Genomic DNA, 20,008 nt, shown 5'->3' with positions numbered 1-20,008 from the left:
GTTCCCTTCGTGCCCGCGCCGTGCCCGGCTACCTGCGAGCCGGGCGCGAGCTGGATTCGGTCGAGCTCGCGGCTCAGGGCCGAATCGGACTCTCCTCCGGTGTGCTCAGCGAGGAGCGGTATCGGCCGGGGGCCCTGCTCCCAGGAGCGCGAGGAGCCCGGGGAATCTCTTCTCGATGTCCGCGCGTCGCAGTCGGATGCCCTTGCGGTTGCCGTAGTCGATCTCGTCAATGAGACCTGCCTCGCGCAGGACCCGGAAGTGGTGGGTCTGGGTCTGCTTCGAGATCGGAAGATCGAACGAGTTGCAGCCCCGCTCGCTGTCGCTGCGGTCGGCGGCCAACTCCGTCATCACCGAACGACGGTGCTCGTCGGCGAGGGCACGGAACACCGCACCCAGATCGAGCGCATCGGCCTCCGGGCCGTCCAGGTTCCTCCCGGCCACGCGGCACCCCCTTCAAGTACGACTTGCATCGTACCTGAAGGGCATGCTTCCCTGAGGTACGAAATTGATCGTACCTTGGCCCGGTCGCACCACCCCGTGCCGCCGCCCCCTCAGACCCGGCCCGGCACTCGCCGGGGACCTGGTCATCGACACTCCGAGAGGTCATCGTCATGAAGAAGCCCGAGGTGCTGATAGTCGGTGCCGGAATCGCAGGGCCCGCACTCGCCTACTGGCTCTCCCGGAATGGATACCGGCCGACGGTCGTCGAACACGCCCGGCAACTGCGCTCCGGCGGTAGCGCGATCGTCGTGAAGGGGCCCGCGATCCCGGTCGCCGAGCGCATGGGCATCCTCCCGCAGCTCCGCGAGCTCGCCACCCGCAATCGGTCGCTGACCCTGCTCGACCCCGGCGGCAGGCGAATCCTGCACCTCCCGCTCACCTCGGACAAGGCGCCGACGGTCGAGGTGACCCGAGCCGACCTGTCCGAGGTGCTCCACCGGTCGGCGCAGACCGAGGCCGAGTTCTTGTTCGACGACACGGTCACCGCTCTCGACCAGGATGAAGGCGGGGTGGACGTCACCTTCCGGCGGTCCGCGCCACGGCGCTTCGACTTGGTAGTCGGTGCCGACGGGATGCACTCCACCGTACGGCGCCTGGTATTCGGACCCGAGCGGCAGTTCGCGAGCTACCTGGGCCTGTACGGCGCGACCGTCCCGCTGGAACCCGACGCCATCGAGGACCCGACCGAGATGACGATGCTGACCGTGCCGAACCGGATGCTGGTCCTCCACCCCTCGCGGACCACCCCGCTCGCGATCTTCACCTTCCGGGCCGCACAGCCAGCGCCCCACGACCGCAAGAACATCGCCCTGCACAAGCAGACCGTGGCCGACGCCTACGCCGGCGTGGGGTGGCGGGCACCGGAACTCGTGGCGGCCTTCCTCGACCACCCGGCTCCGTTCTTCGACCCCCTGACCACCCTCCGGATGCCCTCGTGGTCCCGCGGACGGGTCGTCCTGCTCGGGGACGCGGCGGCGGCGACGGCCCTGCTGGGTGACGGGTCCAGCATGGCGATGGCGGGCGCGTACACCCTCGCAGAAGAGCTCGCCGCCCATCCCGGTGATCACGCCCGCGCCTTCGCCGCCTACGAGTCGCGGCTCCGCCGGGAGGTAGGCCCGCGGCAGCGACGCGTCGGCCTGCTCTCCAGGCTCATGGTGCCCCGCACCCGGCCGGGCCTCGCGGTGCGCAACACGGTGGGCCGCGCGGTCGGCGGCACGAACCGGAGCGCCTCTCGCGAAGCCGCGAACCGGTAGACCGGGTCCGCACCGACCGGTCACCGGTCGATGCGCAGCTCCGCGGCAGCTCTCAGCCGGTCGGCGCCGCCATGTCCGACGAGCCCGGCCCGGAGCGGCAGATCATCGCCGATGCGGCCGGTCGGCTGCTGTGGGCCTCACCCACCGTTCCCGGCGCTCGCCACGACAGGGGGACTGCCGGTGACCACGCCCCCGCGACGCGGAGGTGAAGTGCTGGGCGGACAAGGCGCATCAAGGCGGCGACGGCATCATCCCGGTGCCCTTCCGCAGCCCGCATCTCAAGCTGCGGCAACGTCGGCACAACAGCGTCCACGCCAGGATCCGCCGTCTCGGCGAGCAAGCCATGACCGCCCTGAAGGGCTGGCGCCTCCCGCGGAAACTCCGCTGCAGCACCAACCGGGTCGCCGCCACCATGAAGACCATCCCCGCCCCTCGTCACGCCTCAACCTGAGGTTGGAAAAAACTCACTCTCACGGGAGTTGATGTTTATCAGCTCCGGGAGGATGACCTATGCCTGCCGTGCACGTGACCGTGTGGGATGACCGCGATCAGGTCGGAGGGGCAGCGACTCCGCGTACGGGTTCGCCGCGCAGCGGCCCCTCGCGGACAGCCGGTGACTCCTCCTGATGGACCGCCGGGGTTACGGCGACAGCCCGGACACCGCGCGCAGCGACTTCGAAACCGACGCCGAGGACGCCGTGGAGGTTCTGAGCGATGGAGCCTGCGCCGTGGGCCCCGGCGGCGCCCACCTCGTGGGACACGGGAACGGCGGCGTCGCCGCGCTCCTCGCCATCGCGCGCCGACCCGACCTCGTCCGCTCCCTCACACTCATCCAGCCCTCCGCCTTCACCGCCGCCGCGCACCATCCGGTCGTCGCCGGCCTCCTCGACCGGGTGCGTGACGGCGCCCCAAGCATCGCGGACGGCGTCACGACGGAGCAGTATCTGCGGGCGCCCGGCGAGGGGTGGGGAGTGGCCATGCCCGAGCCCACGTCGCGTCGGCCCCGTACCGTTGCCACCTCCACGAGGGAGCGGCCCGTCTGCCCCCTCAGGGGCCGCCTCCTGCGGGCGCCTGGGCACTACCCACGCCCCCGGGAGCCCACCACCCCTGCCACCGCCCGGCCTGGACCGAGCACGCCGAAGGGCACTCCTGCCTGCCACACTCCACAGCTCCCGTTCCTGCAACACGTCTTCCGGTATCGCAGGCGCGACAGCAACGGCGCCTCACCTCGGCAAGACGCCGACATGGCCCACTCGCGTCAGGCTCGGAGCGCTGACCTGCGAAAACGCAGGCCACAGGCGGCGTGGTCGACATCACTCCGCCTGAGTCGGGCGATCCCCCGCATTGCCCGTTACAGTGGCAAAGCAGCAGGTCAGAGAACAGTTTCGGGTCAGCAGGTCAGCAAAATGCCAGCATCGGTCCGGAGGTAGTCAGCATCGCCAGCAAGAAGCTCGCCCGCGGCATGGGCACGTTCCGTAAGAACTGCCACTGCTCAGCCCCCACCCGGTGCCCCCACTCGTACGTGATCAGGTATCGGGACGCATCCGGGAAGCAGCGCGAAGAGGGCGGGTACAGCACCCAAGACGAGGCAATTGCGCGACTCAATGCGCTATACGCGGAGAAGCGCAGCACGCCTGCGGATGTCGTCGAGCAGCGACGGGAACTCGGCGAGATGCGGTTCGCCGCATTCGCCACAGAATGGTGGGAACGGCAGCGCCACCTCTCGGAGGGCTCGCACCGAGTCGTCAAACCGTCTCTTCACAACTGGCTCATTCCCCGACTGGGGAGCCGACGCATGAACACGTTTACGCCTCGCGTCGCAGAATCGTTCCTTCTCGGGCTCGAACGAGAACGGGCCAGCGCCAGCGTGCAATCGCGGTCCTTCCAGACACTCAGAGCCGTACTCAGGGCGGCCGAACAGCAAGGAGCCACGGCTCCGGGCGTGATGAAAGGAGTCATGCCTCCCAGGTACACCCCCGACAGGGTGACCATCCCCTCTTTCGAGGAGCTGTCCCGGGTGCGTGAGCACGGCGACGCAGAGGTCAAGCTCCTCGTAGACATCATGTCCGGTTGCGGCCTCAGGACCGCGGAAGCATGTGCGGTGAACATCAACAATATCGTGGCTGATGACGTGTATCGCGTGACCGAGCAGATCAGCTGCAAGTCTGGGGTACGAGCACCGTTGAAGCACCGCAGCAAAGGCGATTTTCGCGAAGTGCCACTGCCGGACAAAACACGGCAGTCCATACTTCGCTATGCTGAAGATTTCGGGATCGACGAAGACGGCTTCCTCCTACGCACAACACGCGACAACTATTGGACCAATAGCATCACAAGCCTCCGGTGGGGGAAGGCAAGGAAATCCGCAAGGTTGCCCGACGACCTACGCCTGTATTCAATGCGCCACTACTTCGCTTCGAATTGCCTTTCGAATAACATACCCATCACAGACGTGGCGGAATGGATGGGGCACAGCTCCATTGAAGTGACCTTCAAGACTTATAGGTTCTTGATGCCGGGGTCGATCGGCAGAGCGGCGAAGATCCTCAACGTCGGGTTGGCGGCTTGAGTAGGTCCACACCTGCACGACGCACAGGGCGCTCCACGGCCCGCACGATCCCTACATAGCAGCAGATCGCCGGTTAGCCAAACCGGCGTTCCCTCCCACACTGGTTACTTGCCGCGGCTCGCCCACCTGACCAGTGAGCACGGCACCAAAGGGAGGACAAATGACGCACTTCATGGACGCGAAACAGACCGCCGAATACTTGAACATGTCGATAACCTGGCTGTACCGAGATGCCGCACGCTCAGGTTTGGTTCCATACAAGTTCGGACGTGGACGGAACGCAAAGATTCAGTTCAAAGTGACTGATGTTCAGGCATGGGTGCAACAGCAAAAAATGGAGTAGTCAGAGCTGATCTCTTTGATGAGCGTCCACCACGGTGGTACGAGGTCCGGGTGATCGCTGCCGGAAGCGGACTGGAGCAGTTCGGCGGTCTCAATCAGTTGGGCAGCTTGGCCTTGCGAGGGGGCAAAAGCATCAGCGAACTCGTGCTTCACGCGCGCGGCGCGGTGGAGGCAGCAGGGGGCTCGGTTCCATGCCGCTGATTGCGAATGCCCTCTGACAACGCCGGTCAGGCCCGAGCGCGGTCACCTGTCCCGGGTGTGCAGGCGTTGGCTGCCCTCGGGTGTGACGGTCAGCGACCAGTCCGGCCAGCGCGGCCAGCCCAGCTCCCGCCACGGTTTCCGTGGACGCTGCGAGAGCGTTTTCATGAAGTACACCGTGTCGAACAGCCCGCCTCCCCCGCCGCCCTGGCCGTCGGGGCGCAGCCACGCGAGGGCGTCACAGTGCATCGGGGTGGCCAGCGGCGTGATGATCAGCCCGCCGGGCTTGACCTGTCGCAGCCACGCCGGCGGGACCTGCCGTACGCATGCGGTGGACAGGAGTCGGTCATATGGGGCGCCCGGCTCCCAGCCCTGCTCGCCATCAGCGCACACGACCTGCGGCCGGTACCCGAGCGCACCGAGCCGTTCCTCGGCGCGCTTCGCCAGCGCCTCCTGGATCTCGACGGTGACGACGTGTTCCGCCCCGACGCGTTCGCACAGCAGGGCGGTGCTGTAGCCGGTGCCGGTGCCGATCTCCAGGATGCGGTCACCAGCCTGGGGGGCGAGGTGGCGCAGCATGTTGACGACGACGGCCGGGCACGAGATGGAGGACGTGAAGTCGGAGCTGGCGGTCGGGCCGTCCTCGATGCGGACCGCGCCGTCGGCGACCTGAGTGATCAGAGCCGTCAGCGGGCGGTATACCGCTTTCAGCCATCGCTCCGGTTGCTCGTCCCGGTCCAGGACGGGGTATCGGCCGTCGTCGTCCGCCTTGGGCCACCACACGCGTCGGGGGACGAAATGCTCGCGCGGCACCGCCAGGAAGGCGTCCCGCAGCTCCTGTTCGTCGAAGTACCCGTACGCCGCAATGCCGGTGGCGCACTCCTCGCGCAGCTCCGCGGGGCCCGGGACGCTGGCGGTCATTCGTCGGGCACCCCCGGGTCTTCGTCTTCGTCCTCGTGCCCGTTCTCGTCGCCGGTCTGGTCGTCAGTCTCCGGGATGTCTCCCTCTTCCCGCTGCGGCGGGTCAGGCTCCGCACCGTTCGTCCTGCCCATCGGTCCTCCCCTGGGGCTTCAGTGCCGCGGCTGACGGTAGCGAAGCCGCGCCGGACCGCATAGGTGCACGGTGCCTCACCGCGGTGGCGCCAAGGGGGCGGCGCCCATGGCCGGGGCCGCCTCCTTGCCCGGTTCACCGCATGGTGGTGACCGCGTCTTCCAGGCGTTCGCGTAGGACGCTGATGTCGCTGCTGCTCGCGTAGGTCTCGGTTTCGTCGTGGAGTTCGCTGAGCCGGTCTGCGATGCGGGTGCTGTGCAATCCCTCGGCGATGGTGAGGGCGGTGGTCGCCTCCTGGCAGGCCCCGGCCAGTTCTCCGACGGCCAGGTGGGTGCGTGCGAGGCCGATGTGGTCGAACGCGCGGGAGCGTACGCGGGCCGCGGGCCGCAGCCGCAGGGCGTTCGTCAGCAGGGCGAGGGACTGCTCGGCGCGGTGGGTGCGCTGGCGGCCGGAGGTCTGTTTGGCGGCGATCTGGTGGGCGACGCCGAGGGTGGCCGACAGTTCCGCCTCGTCGAAGAAGGCGGTGTGTGGCGGCTCGTCAGCGGGACGGATGCGGGTGAAGGCGTCCTCGGCTTCCTGGGCCGCCCGCTGGCTCTCCTCCAGGTCGCCGCACATGGCGCTGAACCGGGAGTGGAGGGCGGCGAGGATCGCGCGGGTGCCGGGGCTAGCTAGCGTGCCGGCTCGCCCCGTACTGGGCCAGGGCCACCAGTTCGAGGGCGTCTTCGACGTGTCCCAGGTGGGACATCTGCCGGGCCATGCACTGGAGGATGTGTGCGGCCAGTTGCCGGTCGCCTCCTTCGCTGGCGGCGTGCACCGCGGTGACGAACAGACGCTGGGCGCTGACGTGCGCTCCGGCGTCGAAACTCATCCATCCGGCGACGCTGCCCAGGTCGGCGACGGCACAAAAGAGGCGGCGTCCGGTGGCTTCGGTGTAGGAGGCGGTGGCGAGCAGGTCGTTGATCTCGCTCATCTGGGCCACGACCGCCCGGCGGGAGAGCACGCCGCCGTGCCGGTTGTCCGCGTCGCGGAAGGCGGCGGTCAGCGCCTCGATCGATTCGACCTGTGCGGTGCCCAGCTGGCCGGTGCGCGGCGCGTTCGGCAGGCTGGCGGGTTTCGCGGACGGCCAGCGTCGCAGCGGCTCCAGGAGGGCGTCGGCGGCGCGGATCTGTGCGGCGTCGTTGCTGGTGCGGGTGTGCGGCAGCATCAGGTCACTCCGGGTCAGGTGGGCGATGGCGGCGATGGTGGCGGCGTGCTGCCACGGCAGGTCGGCGCCGCAGCTCGGCGGCAGCGGTCCCGGCAGGCCCACGTCCGCCGGGGTCAGGGGCAGGGCCAGCCGGGCGCCGAGCACCTGGGCGATGATCTGCGGCACGGGCTCGCGCGGGCACTCCCCGCCGCGCCAGCGCCGTACCCGGCTCTCGTCCGGATTGATGTCCCGGTGCCCTGCGGCCCGCGCCCCCGCGGTCACCGCCTGGGCGAGCTGGGCGTTGGAGAGCTGGGCCCGTTCCATGAAGTGGCTCAAAATCGTGTTGGGCCGTTTCCCGGCCTGTCCCATCGCGGGCCCTTCCGCCGTGTTACCACCGAACCTTCCGAGCGTACGCAGCCCGGCGACCGGCGGGAACAACGCGGGCGCATTCGCCGGTGTTTCGCCGGTCGGGGCGCCGGGGCGGCGCCGCGGCGTCAGCCGCTGTCCGCCGCGCTTCACCGGCTTCGCGCGGCCCGGCGGCTGTGGTGCCGTGGTGAGGATGCCCCGGGGCTGCGGCTCCGGAGCCCCGGCGTACGGATCGCAGCGAGAGGCCCCCCATGGAACTTCCGTTCATCGTGGTCGATCAGCTCACCCCGCAGCAGGAACGCGACTGGCACACCTACTTCGGCACGTCCGGCGCCGACCGGCCCCGGGACATCGAGGAAGGCATCTGGCGGCGCACCCAGGAGCCGGCCACGGCCGCGCAGTCCGGCTGGCGGCCCGGCGACGCGCGGCGCCGCATGGTGCACTACCGCTACCGGTACGGGCTCGCCACCACCACCGGCGCCCCGGCCCTGGCGCTGCGGCAGCTCTACCTGTACCACCACGCCGCCGCACCGGCCGAGGAGATCGGCGCGCACTGGGAGGCGGTCCGCGCCGCTCTACGCGACGGTGGCTGGAGCTCCGGCGGCAGCGCGTGGACGCGCGGCGACCTGCGCGTCACCCCGACCCTGCACTCCGGCCCGCATCCCGAAGACGCCCGCGCCGGCCGCACCCTGCCGCACGGGTACGCCTGCCTGGATGTACAGATCACCTCGTCCGGGTACGTCCCGCCTCCGGCGACCCGCCGCCGTCCTTGGGACGTCCTGGCCAGCGGCATCCGCCAGAAGGCGGCCCCCGGCACGTTCCGGCGCATCCCGGACCTCGCCCCGCTCGCCGACTACCTGCCCTTCCAGGTCGAGATCGGCTGCGGCACGAGCTGGGAGGCCGGCATCCCCGCGCTGCACCGGCTGCACGAGATCTACCGGGTCACCACCCGCGAGGACGACGCCCCTGGCGCCCGGGACTTCGTGCTGCGCCCGCAGGACGACCCACTGCTGTGCGAATTCCTCACCGCGCCGGAGGAGAAGGCCGAGGAGTGCGTGGAGCTGTACCGCGCGTGCTTCCTGGCCCGCCCCACCCCGGCGCTGTACGCGCTCAAGGAGCTGCACGACGCGGGCCTCATGGTGGGCCCGGTGATCACGAATAACTTCGATGTGCTGCCCGCCCGGGTCGGGCTGCGCGAGTGCTTCATGCGCCGCTACGACCAGACCGTCCCCGACGTGGAGTTCGTGGACGGCGCCAAGGCGCTGTTGGTGGTCGGCCTGCACGCCGACCGGCGCCAGGTCGCCGCCCGCGCCCGAGCCCGGGGCATGACGGTGATCCACTGCGATCCGGAGGGCTTCTGGCACAACGGGGTCTTCCACCCCTATCCGCTGGAGGGCCCGCAGGACGGCGATCTGGTGTGCACCGCCCCGGCCGGCCAGGCCCTGCCCGCCCTCGCCCGGCACCTGCTGGAGAAGGTCGCGGCCTGACGACACGTCAAGGGTGCGACCTGCGGGATGTCCGCCCGGCCGGTCAACGGCGCTAGCGTGCGAGCCCGTTGACCGGCCCGGCCCCGCACCGGGGCCGGGCGGATGTTCGAAGGAGCACACCGAACCATGCGCGTATCCGTCATCGGCTGCGGCCACCTGGGCATCCCGCACGCCGCAGGCATGGCAGAGATCGGCCACGAGGTGATCGGCGTGGACACCGACCAGGCGAAGATCGACACCCTCAACCGGGGCGAGGCCCCCATCTACGAGGCGGAGCTGCCCGAGCTGCTGAAGCGGCACACCGCCAGCGGGCAGCTGCGCTTCACCACCAGCGTCGCCGAGGCCGCCGAGGCGGCCGACGTGCACTTCCTCGCCGTCGGTACGCCCATCGACGCGGACGGCCGCGGCTACGACATGGGCCAGGTCTTCGGCGCCGCCCGCGCGCTGGCCCCGCACCTGACCCGGCCCACGGTCATCATCGGCAAGTCGACCGTCACCCCCGGCACCACCGCCAAGCTCGCCGACCTGCTGGCCCGGCACGCACCCGCCGGCCGCGACGTCGAGGTCGTGTGGAACCCGGAGTTCCTGCGCGAAGGCCACGCAGTCGCCGACACCCTGCGCCCCGACCGGATCGTCGCCGGCGTCCCCTCCCACCGCGCCGAGGACATCGTCCGCGAACTGTACGCGCCCATCGACGCCCCGCTGGTGGTGTGCGACCCGCCCACCGCTGAAATGATCAAGGGGGCGGCCAACTCTTTCCTCGGTCTGAAGATCTCCTTCATCAACGCCGTCGCGGACATGTGCGCTGCCTCCGGCGCGGACGTGGCCACCGTCGCCGCCACCATCGGCATGGACCCGCGCATCGGCTCCGGCGGCATGAGCCCCGGCATCGGCTATGGCGGCGGTTGCCTGCCCAAGGACATCCGCGCCTTCACCGCCGCGGCCCGCCAGCTCGGCGCCGACGCCGCCGCCGACCTCCTGCGCGCCGCCGAGATCATCAACGAGCACCGCCCCGCCTCGGCCCTCGACCTGATCACCCAGGCCCTCGGCGGAACGCCGGCCGGCCGCGACATCACCGTGTGGGGGGCCGCCTTCAAGCCCGGCACCAACGATGTCCGCGAATCCCCCGCCCTGGCCGTCGCCCGGCTGCTCCAGGACCGCGGCGCCCGCATCACCGTGCACGACCCGCACGCCGTTCCCACCGCCCTGGCCCGCCACCCCGAGCTGGAGTACACCACCGATCTCGCCGCCTCCGTCAAGGGCGCCGAGGCGGTCGTCCTCGCCACCGAATGGCCCCACTACCGCGACGCCGACCCGGCCGCCCTGCGCGACCTGCCCACCGAACCTCTGATCGTCGACCTGCGCACCACCCTCGACCCCCACCGCTGGACGGCCGCCGGATGGCGCGTGCACCAGCTCGGCCGCCCCGCGGTGGGCACACCCCAGTAGATCGCCGGGTACCGGACGGCCGCCCGGCCTGCCCGCAGAAGGAGAGCACCATGACCTCGCACAAGCTCTTGGACGTCCTCGACCTCAACGCCGTCGAACACCTCGCGGCGGCGTGCCGGGAGGCAGGCAGCGACCTGCCCGCCGAAGAGCTGAAGGCCCTCCAGGTCGGCAAGATCGGCGAAGAAGGCGGCGAGGCCATGCACCAGCTGCACGGCCTCAAAGGGCTCACCACCTGCGACTGCCCGGAGCACTCCTGGGACGGAGTGATGAACGACCTCGGCGGTGCCGTCCTCGCTTCGCTGATCGCCATGGTCTACATCGACCCCGACGGCTGGCGCACCACCCTGGCGGAGGTTCTGCACCGCCGTACCCGGCGCGGCCGCGAGCACGCCGCCGCCACGGCGTAACACTGCGACACCTGGGGCGTGGCAGGCGAATTGCCGGTCCGTCCACGCCCCAGGCGTCTACCGTGGACCCACCGGCGAGGCAAGGAGTGCCCATGGGTGTGGCGGCAGCGATCCGCAACAGCGACGGCGCCTACCTGCTGCACCTGCGCGACAACATCGACGGCATCTGCTGGCCCGGCCACTGGAGCTTCCTCGGCGGCCAACTGGAGACCGGTGAGACCCCGTACGAAGCCATCACCCGCGAACTTCAGGAAGAAGCCGGTCTCACCCTCCCCGACCTGCGTCCCCTGGCCACGGTGCAACAGGGCAACGGCCGAGCCGACATCGAGGTCTTCGCCGCCTCCTGGGACGGCGACGCCGCCAGCACCCCCGTGACCGAGGGCATCATGCTCGCCTGGTTCCAGCCCCGCGTGCTGCCGCGTCTGCGCGTCCCGCCGTGGTGCGTCGAAGCCATCCACCTGCACCACGCCACCGCCCAGCAGACCAGCCCTCCCGGCCTGCCGTGAACCTCACAGCCGGCGCGCCGACCCGCGATGCCTCCGTAATCGTCGCCCAGAACGCAGCAGGCCACGTGGCGCTGCTGAGCGCCTACTTTCCCCGGCACGGCGGCGATTTCCTCTTCCTGCCCGGCGGCCGCCGCGAGGACGGTGAGAGCCCCGAGGAGTGCGCCCGCCGCGAGCTGCGCGAAGAAGCGGGGGCCAGCGCACGCACCTGGCGCCCCCTCGGCTCTTACGCCATCACCTTGAGCAGTGCCGCCCGCGTCCACCTGTTCGCGGCACGCGACCTCACCCTGGGCCCGCAGGAACTCACACCGTCCGAGATCGGCTTCAAGCTCACCTGGTGGCCGATGGACGACGCCCTCACCGCCGCGGCCGACGGGCGCTTCCTCCTGCCGGCCGGACCGCTCGCTCTGATGCTGGCAGATCGCAGCGTGTAGGGGCTTGGGCGGCACAGCAGAAGGTAAGCGGACGAAGCCCCACCCCTTGCGGGGTGGGGCTCGTTCGTATTCCCGTGGAGCCGACCACAGGTACTGTTCTGGTGTCGAAGCAGAACAGGAGCCAGTATGCACGCTCTGCCAGAAGACCACACCGGCGTGCGCATCGCGCGTCTGCGCCGAGAACGCCACCTCACCCAGAAGGCCCTCAGCCAACTGTCCGGCGTCCCCTACAGCACGTTGACCAAGACAGAACAGGGACGCATTCCGTCTACCCCGCACGTGATCGCAGCGTGCGCGCGCGCTATGCGCGTTGAAGTCGCAACCATCGTCGGCCAGCCTTACGTAGCATCTCTGCGCGAGGACGAACTGGACGTCTTGATCCGGCCCATCCGCAACGCTCTGGACGTCTACGACCTCGGCCCCGACCCGGACATAGAGGCCCGTCGTCCCGAGGTACTGCATACGGCAGCAGATGAGCTGTGCAAGACCGTGCGCGGCGGGGACATCAAGAAGGCGGCGAGCGAAGTCGCCGGCCTTGTCGAGGAGGCGACGACAGCGGCTCACACGACTCGCAGCCGACAGGGGTGGCTGACCCTTGCAAGCCTCTACCGCACCTCCTACGACGTTGCCGCCAAGCTGGGGTATCCAGACCTGGCGCAACTGGCATTGGCTCGCATGGACTGGGCTGCTCACCGTGGTTCCGATGCCATTCTCGGGGGGCTCACCCAGTACCTTCGGGCGTTGACCTACCTGCGGGAAGGCAACTTCCGTACTGGTGGGCGCCTCGTCACGATAGGACTCTCCACGTTGGAGCAGGCCGAGGCGACCCACGAGCGGAAGGTCGTCACCGGGCAGCTCCACCTCGGGGCTGCCGTGATGGCCGGCCGAGCCCATGATGGGGAGCGGGCCAAGGAACACTTGGACGCGGCCGAGAGGGTGTCCCGGGACACGGGGGAGGCCATCAAGGTGCACTGGCTTGCCTTCGGCCCCACCAACGTAGCCACGCACCGCGTCTCTGTATTCGCTGAACTCGACCAGTACGGCAAGGCCGTCACCGCGGCCGCTGGGATGCACATTCCTCCGGACTGGCCGAAGTCCCGGACGAGCCACCACCACGCTGAAGTTGCCCGTGCGCAAGTGTGGACCGGGAAGCTCGACCACGCCTTCCAGAGCCTGCTCAAGGCTCGGAAAGCCGCACCTCAGCAGGCCAAGTACTCACCAACGGTCCGCGAGACGTACGCCAGCCTGGAAGCAGCGCACCGGCGCCTGCCCGAGAGCTTCCTGTCCTACGGGGCCTGGCTAGGACCTTCCCACTCACACTGAGTGAAGCATTGGCCCCAACTATCATCAACGCATGGTAGTTGGGGCCTAGTTGTGGGCCGAACATGTCGTCATTGGCCATCTCGACATGGAGCCGACCATGACGACGAACCGCTTCACGCATCAGCCGCGCGCCCGTCGAAACGCGCTCGCTGACGCCGCAGTCAGACTCCCCGCAGCGCTGCTGCCGACCTACCCTGACGAAGGTCCACCTCGCCAGCATGAAGGCGACATCGTCGCCAGCGCGGCTTCGCAAATGATGAGCCGCACGTTCCCGGACCCGGGCGCGTCGCTGGTCGTACGCCCCTGGAACAAACTGGGGAACCCCCTGCGCGCGGCCCGGCAGATGGGCCGAACGCGTGCGGCGGAAGTGTCGTCGGACGAGCACTTCCTCGACGCGGCCGAACTGCTCGTCTCGGAACTGGTCACCAACGCCGTGCGACACAGCGACGGTGCCGTGTCGGTCGAGTTTCCCCAAGCTCTGCGGTTGTTCGTGGTTCGGGTGCTGGACGAGTCGCAGCAGGAGCCTCGCGAGTACAACGCCACCGTTGACGATGTGAGTGGCCGCGGGCTGGCTCTCGTTCGTGCCACGACAGCCGAATACGGCGGTGAGTATGCCGTCGAGGGTAAAGAGGTCGGCAAGTCCGTGGTGTGCCGGCTGCCCGCCCCTGTTTCCAGACGACGGGAGAAGACGGCGTGATGCTGGGCTTCACCTGGGGGCGCCCCCTGCTCCGCCCGCGAACGGCCCGGCCGACGGCCGACGACGTAGGCCACAGCTCCCCGCTGCCCGCGGTCCCGTCTCCGCCCGTCAGCGGTGCGGGTGTCACCGTCGAGTGGGGCGAGCCGCTGCGGCTGCTCGTCGACGAGTGCACCCTCGCTTGGTGGGTGTCGCACACGCAACGGCCGTTCGGCGGCCCGGCGGACGTAGACGGTGACCAGCACCGTGTCCCCGGGGGGCGTGCCGCGCACGCCGTTCAGGCGGTGACCTGGCTGTACGCCACGCTGGAGTGCATCGCGCAGGATTCGGCCCAGCCGACGATGCTGGACCTAACCCCTTTACGCCAGGCCCGGTTTCGGGAGCGGTATGCCGAGTACCTGGCCGCCCGGTGGACGTACCTGAGCATCGGCGTCACCGCGGGCCGGATGCGCCACGTCGTCTCGGTCGGCTGCCTCGCCACCCGCGTACCGGCCGGCGCCCTGCCCGTACGGGGCGTCGCATGAGAGGCCCGGAGGCGATCCGGCGCGGGCTGTGCTGGCTGGCCTGCAAGCCTGCGCGCCCGCGCCCGCTGGTATGGGCCGGGGTCGCCCGGTCCTGGGGCCAGTCCGTCCCGCTGTACTCGTGCGAACCGTGCCTGCGGCTGTACATCCAGCGCGCGTTGTCCGGCGTCGGCGGCGAGCTGTGCTGGCTGTGGTGCGGCCGTCACGGCACCGTCACCGGGCCGGTCGGCGCATTCGAAATCTCGGTGCGGACCTGGCGCACCGCGCCCGGCCGGCCGCCGGTCCTGGTCTCGTGCTGGGAGTACCCGGCCACCGTCTACGGCTGCCAGATGTGCGCCGACCCATTCCAGCGCTTCATCCGCCAGGGCCCGACGGCGGTCCGGCCGCCCGACGCTCTGGACCCTCACCGTTCCCTCATCCCCCTCTCCGCCCCCGTGGCTGACGCCGCCTGATCCCCTGGAGTCTCCGTGGCCTCCCCCGCCACCCTTCCCCCGCAGGTCATCTGCTCCGCGCTGATCGCGGACCGCACACCGGACGGCGCCCGCACCTTCCTGCTGGTGCGCACCTCGGATATGCCGCCCGGCATCTACCGGCTGCCGGTCGGCCAGCCGACCCACGGCATCGCGGACCACTTCGACCTGCACGCCGCCGTACGGTCCGACACCGGGCTGGGCGTCAGCGTCGGCCGGCTGCTGGCCAGGAACCAGGTCACCGACGGCAGCGGACGCATCCGTCACGACGTGCGGCTGTGCTCGCTGGTCGGGGAGGCTCAGAAGGTCCGTCTGGGCGGCAAGCTGAGCCGCTACCTGTGGGCCACCGAGGACGACTTGCCCCTGTGCGGGCCCGAGATGGCCCGGGTCGTCAAGGCAGCCCTGCGAGCCCTGAGCGAGGGCCGTACGGGCGCCGAGTTCATCGACGGCCAGGCCCTCGACGCCCGTGCGGGGGCGGCGTGATGACCACCGCCCTCACCTCCCCGCGGAGCACCGGAGCGGGTACCGAGCCGCCGCGCTTCGTCGTCCGTCCCGCCGACCGGGACGATGAGACGGCCATGAAGACGTTGGTCGACGCCAGCCTGGCGCAGCGGCCCCGCGCGGAGACCGCCGTGCCTCCCGGGGAGCCTTCGGCGCTCGCGCTGCTCGGTGACCTCGACGACTACGGACACCCCCAGGCGTGGGTCCTGGTCGAGGGCGCGCGGCTGCGGGCCTTCTTCACCTTGCAGGTCATCCCGCCTGTCGGTGCGGGCCTGCCGAGGCTGTGGGCGTGCGGCGTGCACCTCGATCCTGATGCCCCGTACGTGCAGCGCCGCGGCGACACGCTCGTCATCGTTCACCGCCCGGCCGCAGCGCCGGCCGACGGTGGGGCCGCCCAGGCTGCGGTGGTGCTCATGTACTGGCTAATGCACTACGCCCACGAGGCCGACGGCGTGCGCAGCGTCCACCTCACCCTGGAGGACGGCTCGCTGGACCTGGACCCGAAGCCCGTCAACGGGGTGGTGGCCACCGTGGAGACGCAGGTTCCCGAGCAGCACCGCCTGAAGACCTGCCTGGCCCGCCACGGCGGCACACCTACCGAACTCCCTCGGGTGGACTGAGCGGCCCGTCCGAGGGGTGGCGCGGCGGGGTGGCCGCGCCCGGTACGGCCCGGCCGGTGGGGACCGCGCCGTACCAGCCTCCCCGAGCCCTCGTCCCGCCGTCACCGGGGCGAGCGGCCGGGGAGGTCCCGCAGACTGCTGCCGGTCCTGGGGCCGGCAGCAGGGAGCCGAGCCCGTGCTCGGCTCGCCGGTCCGCCAGGCCAACTCACACCTGGCGGGCCGGCTCCGGCACCGATCCGGCAGGCGGCGACCCTGCCGTCACGTCGCCTCCGGTCGCGCAGACACCTGGTCGCGCGGCCGGAGGGCCCTTCTGACCACGTCCGTCGTACGAACGCCAGGCAGGAAGATGCTCACCTTCGATTCGCACTCCCCCTCGGCGGGGCTTGCCGTCCGCAACGTCCTCCAGGCGGTGCGGCCCCCGGCCGCCATCCCCTACATCGCGCTGCGTGCCGGTGAACAGGAGCCGGTCGGCCAGGAGCTGGCGTTGCGCGACCGGCCAGGGGAACGGGGGCTGGCGTACGCCGATGAGATCCCCGAGGACCGTGATGCCCGCGGTGTCCTGTGGCAGCGCTGTTCCCAGAGCCTGGGCCCGTCCGGCAAGCCGGCCGGTGCCTGGCTGTCCGGGCAGGTCCACCCGGGGCGGCTGCGGGAGACGATGAGCCGCCTGCAATGCCCGGTCTGCAACTGTCGAGGCAGCCGCACCAGCGACGGCTGGCTGTTCCTGGAGCCGCTGGCCGGCGGGCCCGTCGAAGGGCGGCTGACGACCTGGCCCGCGGTGTGCCTGGAACACGCCCTGGTCTACGCCCGTCACCGCCCCGACCTGCGGGACGGATACATCGCCGTCCGGGCCGACCCCGTCCTGTACGGCGTGCGCGGCAGGCGCTACCGGCTCGCCGGCACCGCCTTCGAGACCGCCGAACACGATGTCCTGCTGCCCTACGAGCAGGCCCGGGGCCGCTGGATCGTCGCTGAGCGGCTGGTACGGAAGCTGACCGGGACGACCGTGGTGATCGAGGCCGCCGATGTCGCCGCCGGATGACCTCGCCGCGCCGAATGCGCACATGCCCCACCGTCCTTCCGTCCCCGTGTCCCCAGGAGCGCTTGTGTCTCTTCACACCCGGTACGACCGGCTGACGCCCACCGAGGTCTTGATCCTGACCTGTCTCGCCAACGGGCTGACGACAGTGGCCGCAGCCGCCAAGCTCCGCATCAAGCCCGAGACGCTGATGAGTCGCCTGCGGGGGGTGCGCCTCAAGGTCGGCGACGGCTCGCGTGCGTACGTGCTGCACCGCTGCTACACCCAGCGCCTGCTGGACCTGCCACTGCCCGCCGAGGCACCGGTCCTCTTCACTCACGAGGAACAGCGGGTGTGGAACGTGATCGCCACCTACCCGACTCCGGTAGGAGTCCCCGGCGGCGCGACCCGGGCCGCCATCAGAGCACTCATGGACAAGGCCGGGGCCAAGTCCGAGCCGCACCTGGTCAAGCTCGGCCACCAGTACGGCCTGCTGACCGGACCCGAACCCCGCCGGTAACCACAGCTTCCGTGAGGCACCGCACTCGCCTCGCGGAAGGGCGCGGACGTCTTGCCGCGCCCGGGGCCCCGCCGTCGGCGGCGGCCCCACCCCTTCCGGCACACGCCGTCAAAACCGTCCGGCGGCGCACCGGTGAGGAAGGACTGTTCCGCGGGCGGGGGTTCGCGTGCGGAACGGCCGGGGCCGGCGCTGGGGAATTTCTCCGACCGCTCCAGCGCCGCCCCACCCCAGCCGGGCCAGTGCCCGGGTCGATCCGCACCGCAAGGAGACCGAGTTGTCTACCGAGTTGTCTGCCGATCTGTTCGCTCCGCCCGCCCCGTACCGGAACCAACCCGGCCCCATCTCCACCGCCATCCGGCTGCGCGGGGAGCTGATCGAGCCGGAAGGACAGCACTGATGGCCCGCTACGTCACCTTCAACACCGACACCGGCGGCATCGATCCCGACGGCAGTGAGCATCGCCGTCTCGCCCAGATCGAAATCATCTCCAGTCTCGACCCGCTGCCAAGCGTCCTGGGGCTTCAGGAACTCACCGGCTGGCACCGTCAGGACTGGCGCCGTCTGTACGAGCTGGCCAACGCCGTCGGCATGGCGGTGCTGCCTCCGGTCACCAGCAACGCCGGTAACGGCGAGAATCACATGGCGCTGCTCTACCGTCCCGGCGAAGTCACCGTCCTGAGCTACGACAAGGTCCACGACGGAAATCGCCTCCACCACGGCCTCGGACGTGCCCACGTGATCATCGACGGCACCCGGGTCATGATCCTCTTCACCCACATGTGCCCCTTCGACCCGACCGTCCGGCTGCAAGAGGCCAAGTTCATCACCGACTATGCGGGTTCCTTCCCCGGGCGTCCCGACAACGCAGTGCTCCTGGGTGATTTCAATACCGCCGATCGCGGTCCGACCGCCGAAGCACCCAGCCTCGGGCCGGAACCCGACTGGGACCGTGACGTGCCGCGGAATCTTCAGCCCCGCTACCGCCGCATCCTGGGCGGGGCGGGGCCGGGCGGCCTGTTCGGTGACACCGACCGTGACGCCCTGGACGTGTTGGTCGCGGCGGGCTGGATCGACCCGCAGGATCTGCTGTCCGACTTCCCCCGCGCGGCCACGGTGGGCCACCGCTACGACAATGAGCCCACTCCCCAGCGCCTGGACCACATCCTCTACGCCGGCCGCCAGATCACCCCCACCGGCTACACCACCATCTCCGACGAGACGACGAAGGCGGCCTCCGACCACCTGCCCGTCTGCCTCGACACCGCCTGACCCCGGTGGTGCCGGCGCTCACCACAGCCCCGGCACCACCCATCCACCGCCCCTGCTCATCCACCAGAGGAGCCTTCGTGCCCACCCAACAGCCCGCCACTGCGCGCCCGTTCGCCCTGCGCCTGCTCACGGACCCGATCACCCCGCAGCCCCTGCCCAGCCCGGGGACCTACGACCCCACGCGCCAGATGAACATGACAGCCGACGGCACCCCGCTCATCACCACCTCCTACGCCCGCAGCGACACCTGTGACGGGTGGACCTCGCCGACCGAGTGGGAACGGATCGACTTTTGCTGACGACATCCGCCGTGCAGGCCGGGCAGGGACGCCCGGTCTGCATCCTCACCAGCGACACCGACTGCACCGCCGACCGCATCGTGTGGCACCTGGATCAGCTCGGCGCTCCGGTCTACCGCATGGACCTCGCCAGCTTCCCCCAGCACGCCCACCTCGACGCCGCCTTCCACGACGGCCGGTGGACCGGATACCTCACCACCGACTACTGGACGCTGCCCCTGGAGGACATCGGCGCCATCTGGTGGTGGCACCCCGGCCGCCCGGACCTGGACCCCACCGGCATGACGCCGAGCGAAGCCGCCTGGGCACACGACGAAGCCCTCGCGGGCCTGGCCGGGGTACTGGCCGCCGTGGACTGCGTCCACCTCAACCACCCCGCGGCCACCCGCGCCTCCCAGAGCAAACCCGACGCACTGCGGCAGGCGGCACGCTGCGGCCTCGCCGTCCCCGCTACCTGGATCGGCAATGATCCGCCGGCCAGCGTCCGCTTCGCTCAGCAGGCACCCGCCACGGTCTGCAAGTCTCTCGTCGCCCCGCTCCTGACGTACCCCGACGGCACGCGCAGGCACTTCCACACCAGCCCGGTGACGGCCTCGAACCTCGACACATCGATCGCCCGGACGGCACACCAGCTTCAGCAGGCCATCGCCACGCAGTACGCCGTACGCCTCACCGTGGTGGGCCAGCAGATGTTCGCGGCCCGCATCGACGCCCACAGCCCAGCCGCGCAGGCGGACTGGCGCTCCGACTACGACGCCCTCACCTACTCCCACACCACCCTCCCAGACAGCGTCCGCGCTGGCGTGCGGCGCCTGATGCGCTACTACCGCCTGGTTTACGCCGCCATCGACCTCCTGGTCGACAGCCAAGGCACGCACTGGTTCGTTGACCTCAACGCGGCAGGCCAGCACGACTGGATCGGAAAGGAACTGCCGGACCTGCATATCGCCGAAGCCATCGCACGCCTGCTGGCGCGTGGCCCCGCCCCAGACCGCCGCCTCCACCGGATCGCCTGACTACCCGTCCGGTGCCCG

27 protein-coding genes are annotated in these 20,008 nt (G+C 70.3%); 22 read left to right on the top strand and 5 right to left on the bottom strand.

Translation table 11 applies throughout. The features are described from left to right. Positions 1–105 precede the first annotated feature (105 nt). Positions 106–441, bottom strand: coding sequence for a winged helix-turn-helix domain-containing protein (locus tag AB0A97_RS21230; protein ID WP_361152087.1), 336 nt, complete (start codon positions 439–441; stop codon positions 106–108). Positions 442–611: 170 nt separating this feature from the next. Here AB0A97_RS21230 and AB0A97_RS21225 point away from each other — a divergent pair, with 170 nt between their 5' ends. From AB0A97_RS21225 to AB0A97_RS21205, 5 genes are all read left to right on the top strand, one after another. Continuing rightward, positions 612–1,754, top strand: a complete 1,143-nt coding sequence (locus AB0A97_RS21225; RefSeq protein ID WP_361152084.1) for an FAD-dependent monooxygenase — start codon at positions 612–614, stop codon at positions 1,752–1,754. A 205-nt stretch (positions 1,755–1,959) separates the two neighbouring features. After that, positions 1,960–2,205 carry a hypothetical protein gene (locus tag AB0A97_RS21220; RefSeq protein WP_361152081.1) on the top strand — a complete coding sequence of 82 codons (246 nt, stop codon included), beginning with the start codon at positions 1,960–1,962 and terminating at the stop codon, positions 2,203–2,205. Positions 2,206–2,380: 175 nt separating this feature from the next. Beyond that, the gene (locus tag AB0A97_RS21215; protein WP_361152078.1) at positions 2,381–3,184 is read left to right on the top strand and encodes an alpha/beta hydrolase; all 804 of its coding nucleotides are present in this window, start codon (positions 2,381–2,383) and stop codon (positions 3,182–3,184) included. Between the two features lie 32 nt (positions 3,185–3,216). Beyond that, complete coding sequence (locus AB0A97_RS21210) at positions 3,217–4,323, top strand: tyrosine-type recombinase/integrase (RefSeq protein ID WP_361152076.1); 1,107 nt, start codon at positions 3,217–3,219, stop codon at positions 4,321–4,323. A gap of 160 nt (positions 4,324–4,483) precedes the next feature. Beyond that, complete coding sequence (locus tag AB0A97_RS21205) at positions 4,484–4,666, top strand: helix-turn-helix domain-containing protein (RefSeq protein ID WP_358976314.1); 183 nt, start codon at positions 4,484–4,486, stop codon at positions 4,664–4,666. A gap of 242 nt (positions 4,667–4,908) precedes the next feature. On the opposite strand, the gene AB0A97_RS21200 is transcribed toward AB0A97_RS21205, so the two are convergent. The 4 genes from AB0A97_RS21200 to AB0A97_RS21185 all read right to left on the bottom strand — a co-directional run bounded on the left by AB0A97_RS21200 (position 4,909) and on the right by AB0A97_RS21185 (position 7,465). Further along, the gene (locus tag AB0A97_RS21200) at positions 4,909–5,784 is read right to left on the bottom strand and encodes a methyltransferase domain-containing protein (protein ID WP_361152073.1); all 876 of its coding nucleotides are present in this window, start codon (positions 5,782–5,784) and stop codon (positions 4,909–4,911) included. Then, complete coding sequence (locus AB0A97_RS21195; protein WP_361152071.1) at positions 5,781–5,915, bottom strand: hypothetical protein; 135 nt, start codon at positions 5,913–5,915, stop codon at positions 5,781–5,783. The genes AB0A97_RS21200 and AB0A97_RS21195 overlap by 4 nt, the downstream gene beginning before the upstream one ends. A 133-nt stretch (positions 5,916–6,048) precedes the next feature. Next, the gene (locus AB0A97_RS21190) at positions 6,049–6,528 is read right to left on the bottom strand and encodes a hypothetical protein (RefSeq protein ID WP_361152069.1); all 480 of its coding nucleotides are present in this window, start codon (positions 6,526–6,528) and stop codon (positions 6,049–6,051) included. Positions 6,529–6,577: 49 nt separating this feature from the next. After that, on the bottom strand, positions 6,578–7,465 hold the full coding sequence (locus AB0A97_RS21185) for a hypothetical protein (RefSeq protein WP_361152066.1): 888 nt from the start codon (positions 7,463–7,465) through the stop codon (positions 6,578–6,580). A 248-nt stretch (positions 7,466–7,713) separates the two neighbouring features. Between AB0A97_RS21185 and AB0A97_RS21180 the strand changes: the two genes are divergently transcribed. The 17 genes from AB0A97_RS21180 (at position 7,714) to AB0A97_RS21100 (ending at position 19,990) form a co-directional block, all read left to right on the top strand. Beyond that, the gene (locus AB0A97_RS21180) at positions 7,714–8,949 is read left to right on the top strand and encodes a hypothetical protein (protein WP_361152063.1); all 1,236 of its coding nucleotides are present in this window, start codon (positions 7,714–7,716) and stop codon (positions 8,947–8,949) included. 126 nt (positions 8,950–9,075) lie between these two features. After that, positions 9,076–10,398 carry a UDP-glucose/GDP-mannose dehydrogenase family protein gene (locus AB0A97_RS21175; protein ID WP_361152060.1) on the top strand — a complete coding sequence of 441 codons (1,323 nt, stop codon included), beginning with the start codon at positions 9,076–9,078 and terminating at the stop codon, positions 10,396–10,398. 50 nt (positions 10,399–10,448) lie between these two features. Continuing rightward, positions 10,449–10,805, top strand: a complete 357-nt coding sequence (locus tag AB0A97_RS21170) for a hypothetical protein (protein WP_361152057.1) — start codon at positions 10,449–10,451, stop codon at positions 10,803–10,805. A 92-nt stretch (positions 10,806–10,897) separates the two neighbouring features. Further along, the gene (locus tag AB0A97_RS21165) at positions 10,898–11,311 is read left to right on the top strand and encodes an NUDIX domain-containing protein (protein ID WP_361152055.1); all 414 of its coding nucleotides are present in this window, start codon (positions 10,898–10,900) and stop codon (positions 11,309–11,311) included. Further along, entirely contained in the window at positions 11,308–11,742 is a 435-nt protein-coding gene (locus AB0A97_RS21160; RefSeq protein ID WP_361152052.1) for an NUDIX hydrolase, read from the top strand. Before AB0A97_RS21165 ends, AB0A97_RS21160 begins: the two co-directional genes overlap by 4 nt. 126 nt (positions 11,743–11,868) lie before the next feature. After that, positions 11,869–13,065, top strand: coding sequence for a helix-turn-helix transcriptional regulator (locus tag AB0A97_RS21155; RefSeq protein WP_361152050.1), 1,197 nt, complete (start codon positions 11,869–11,871; stop codon positions 13,063–13,065). Between the two features lie 97 nt (positions 13,066–13,162). Beyond that, a complete protein-coding gene (locus AB0A97_RS21150) occupies positions 13,163–13,762 on the top strand; it encodes an ATP-binding protein (protein ID WP_361152048.1) in 600 nt (199 codons plus the stop codon). Beyond that, entirely contained in the window at positions 13,762–14,283 is a 522-nt protein-coding gene (locus tag AB0A97_RS21145; RefSeq protein ID WP_361152047.1) for a hypothetical protein, read from the top strand. Before AB0A97_RS21150 ends, AB0A97_RS21145 begins: the two co-directional genes overlap by 1 nt. Beyond that, the gene (locus AB0A97_RS21140; RefSeq protein WP_361152046.1) at positions 14,280–14,732 is read left to right on the top strand and encodes a hypothetical protein; all 453 of its coding nucleotides are present in this window, start codon (positions 14,280–14,282) and stop codon (positions 14,730–14,732) included. The genes AB0A97_RS21145 and AB0A97_RS21140 overlap by 4 nt, the downstream gene beginning before the upstream one ends. 15 nt (positions 14,733–14,747) lie before the next feature. Next, a complete protein-coding gene (locus AB0A97_RS21135) occupies positions 14,748–15,233 on the top strand; it encodes a hypothetical protein (RefSeq protein WP_361152043.1) in 486 nt (161 codons plus the stop codon). Then, positions 15,233–15,871, top strand: a complete 639-nt coding sequence (locus tag AB0A97_RS21130; protein WP_361152041.1) for a hypothetical protein — start codon at positions 15,233–15,235, stop codon at positions 15,869–15,871. Before AB0A97_RS21135 ends, AB0A97_RS21130 begins: the two co-directional genes overlap by 1 nt. 346 nt (positions 15,872–16,217) lie before the next feature. Beyond that, the gene (locus AB0A97_RS21125; protein ID WP_361152039.1) at positions 16,218–16,910 is read left to right on the top strand and encodes a hypothetical protein; all 693 of its coding nucleotides are present in this window, start codon (positions 16,218–16,220) and stop codon (positions 16,908–16,910) included. Positions 16,911–16,974: 64 nt separating this feature from the next. Further along, positions 16,975–17,406, top strand: a complete 432-nt coding sequence (locus tag AB0A97_RS21120; protein ID WP_361152036.1) for a hypothetical protein — start codon at positions 16,975–16,977, stop codon at positions 17,404–17,406. Positions 17,407–17,680: 274 nt separating this feature from the next. Then, positions 17,681–17,803, top strand: a complete 123-nt coding sequence (locus AB0A97_RS21115) for a hypothetical protein (RefSeq protein WP_361152034.1) — start codon at positions 17,681–17,683, stop codon at positions 17,801–17,803. Beyond that, positions 17,803–18,675: an endonuclease/exonuclease/phosphatase family protein gene (locus tag AB0A97_RS21110; RefSeq protein ID WP_361152032.1), complete on the top strand. Its 873-nt coding sequence runs from the start codon at positions 17,803–17,805 to the stop codon at positions 18,673–18,675. The genes AB0A97_RS21115 and AB0A97_RS21110 overlap by 1 nt, the downstream gene beginning before the upstream one ends. Positions 18,676–18,752: 77 nt before the next feature. Beyond that, the gene (gene tgmA, locus AB0A97_RS21105; protein ID WP_031006192.1) at positions 18,753–18,974 is read left to right on the top strand and encodes a putative ATP-grasp-modified RiPP; all 222 of its coding nucleotides are present in this window, start codon (positions 18,753–18,755) and stop codon (positions 18,972–18,974) included. Then, entirely contained in the window at positions 18,968–19,990 is a 1,023-nt protein-coding gene (locus AB0A97_RS21100; RefSeq protein WP_361152029.1) for an MvdC/MvdD family ATP grasp protein, read from the top strand. Before tgmA ends, AB0A97_RS21100 begins: the two co-directional genes overlap by 7 nt. The last annotated feature ends 18 nt before the right edge of the window (positions 19,991–20,008 follow it).

It is taken from the genome of Streptomyces sp. NPDC045470 (assembly GCF_040646595.1).
Taxonomy (GTDB): Bacteria; Actinomycetota; Actinomycetes; order Streptomycetales; family Streptomycetaceae; genus Streptomyces.
The sequence above is the reverse complement of the archived record's forward strand: the minus strand, read 5'-3'. Positions and strand labels throughout refer to the sequence as shown.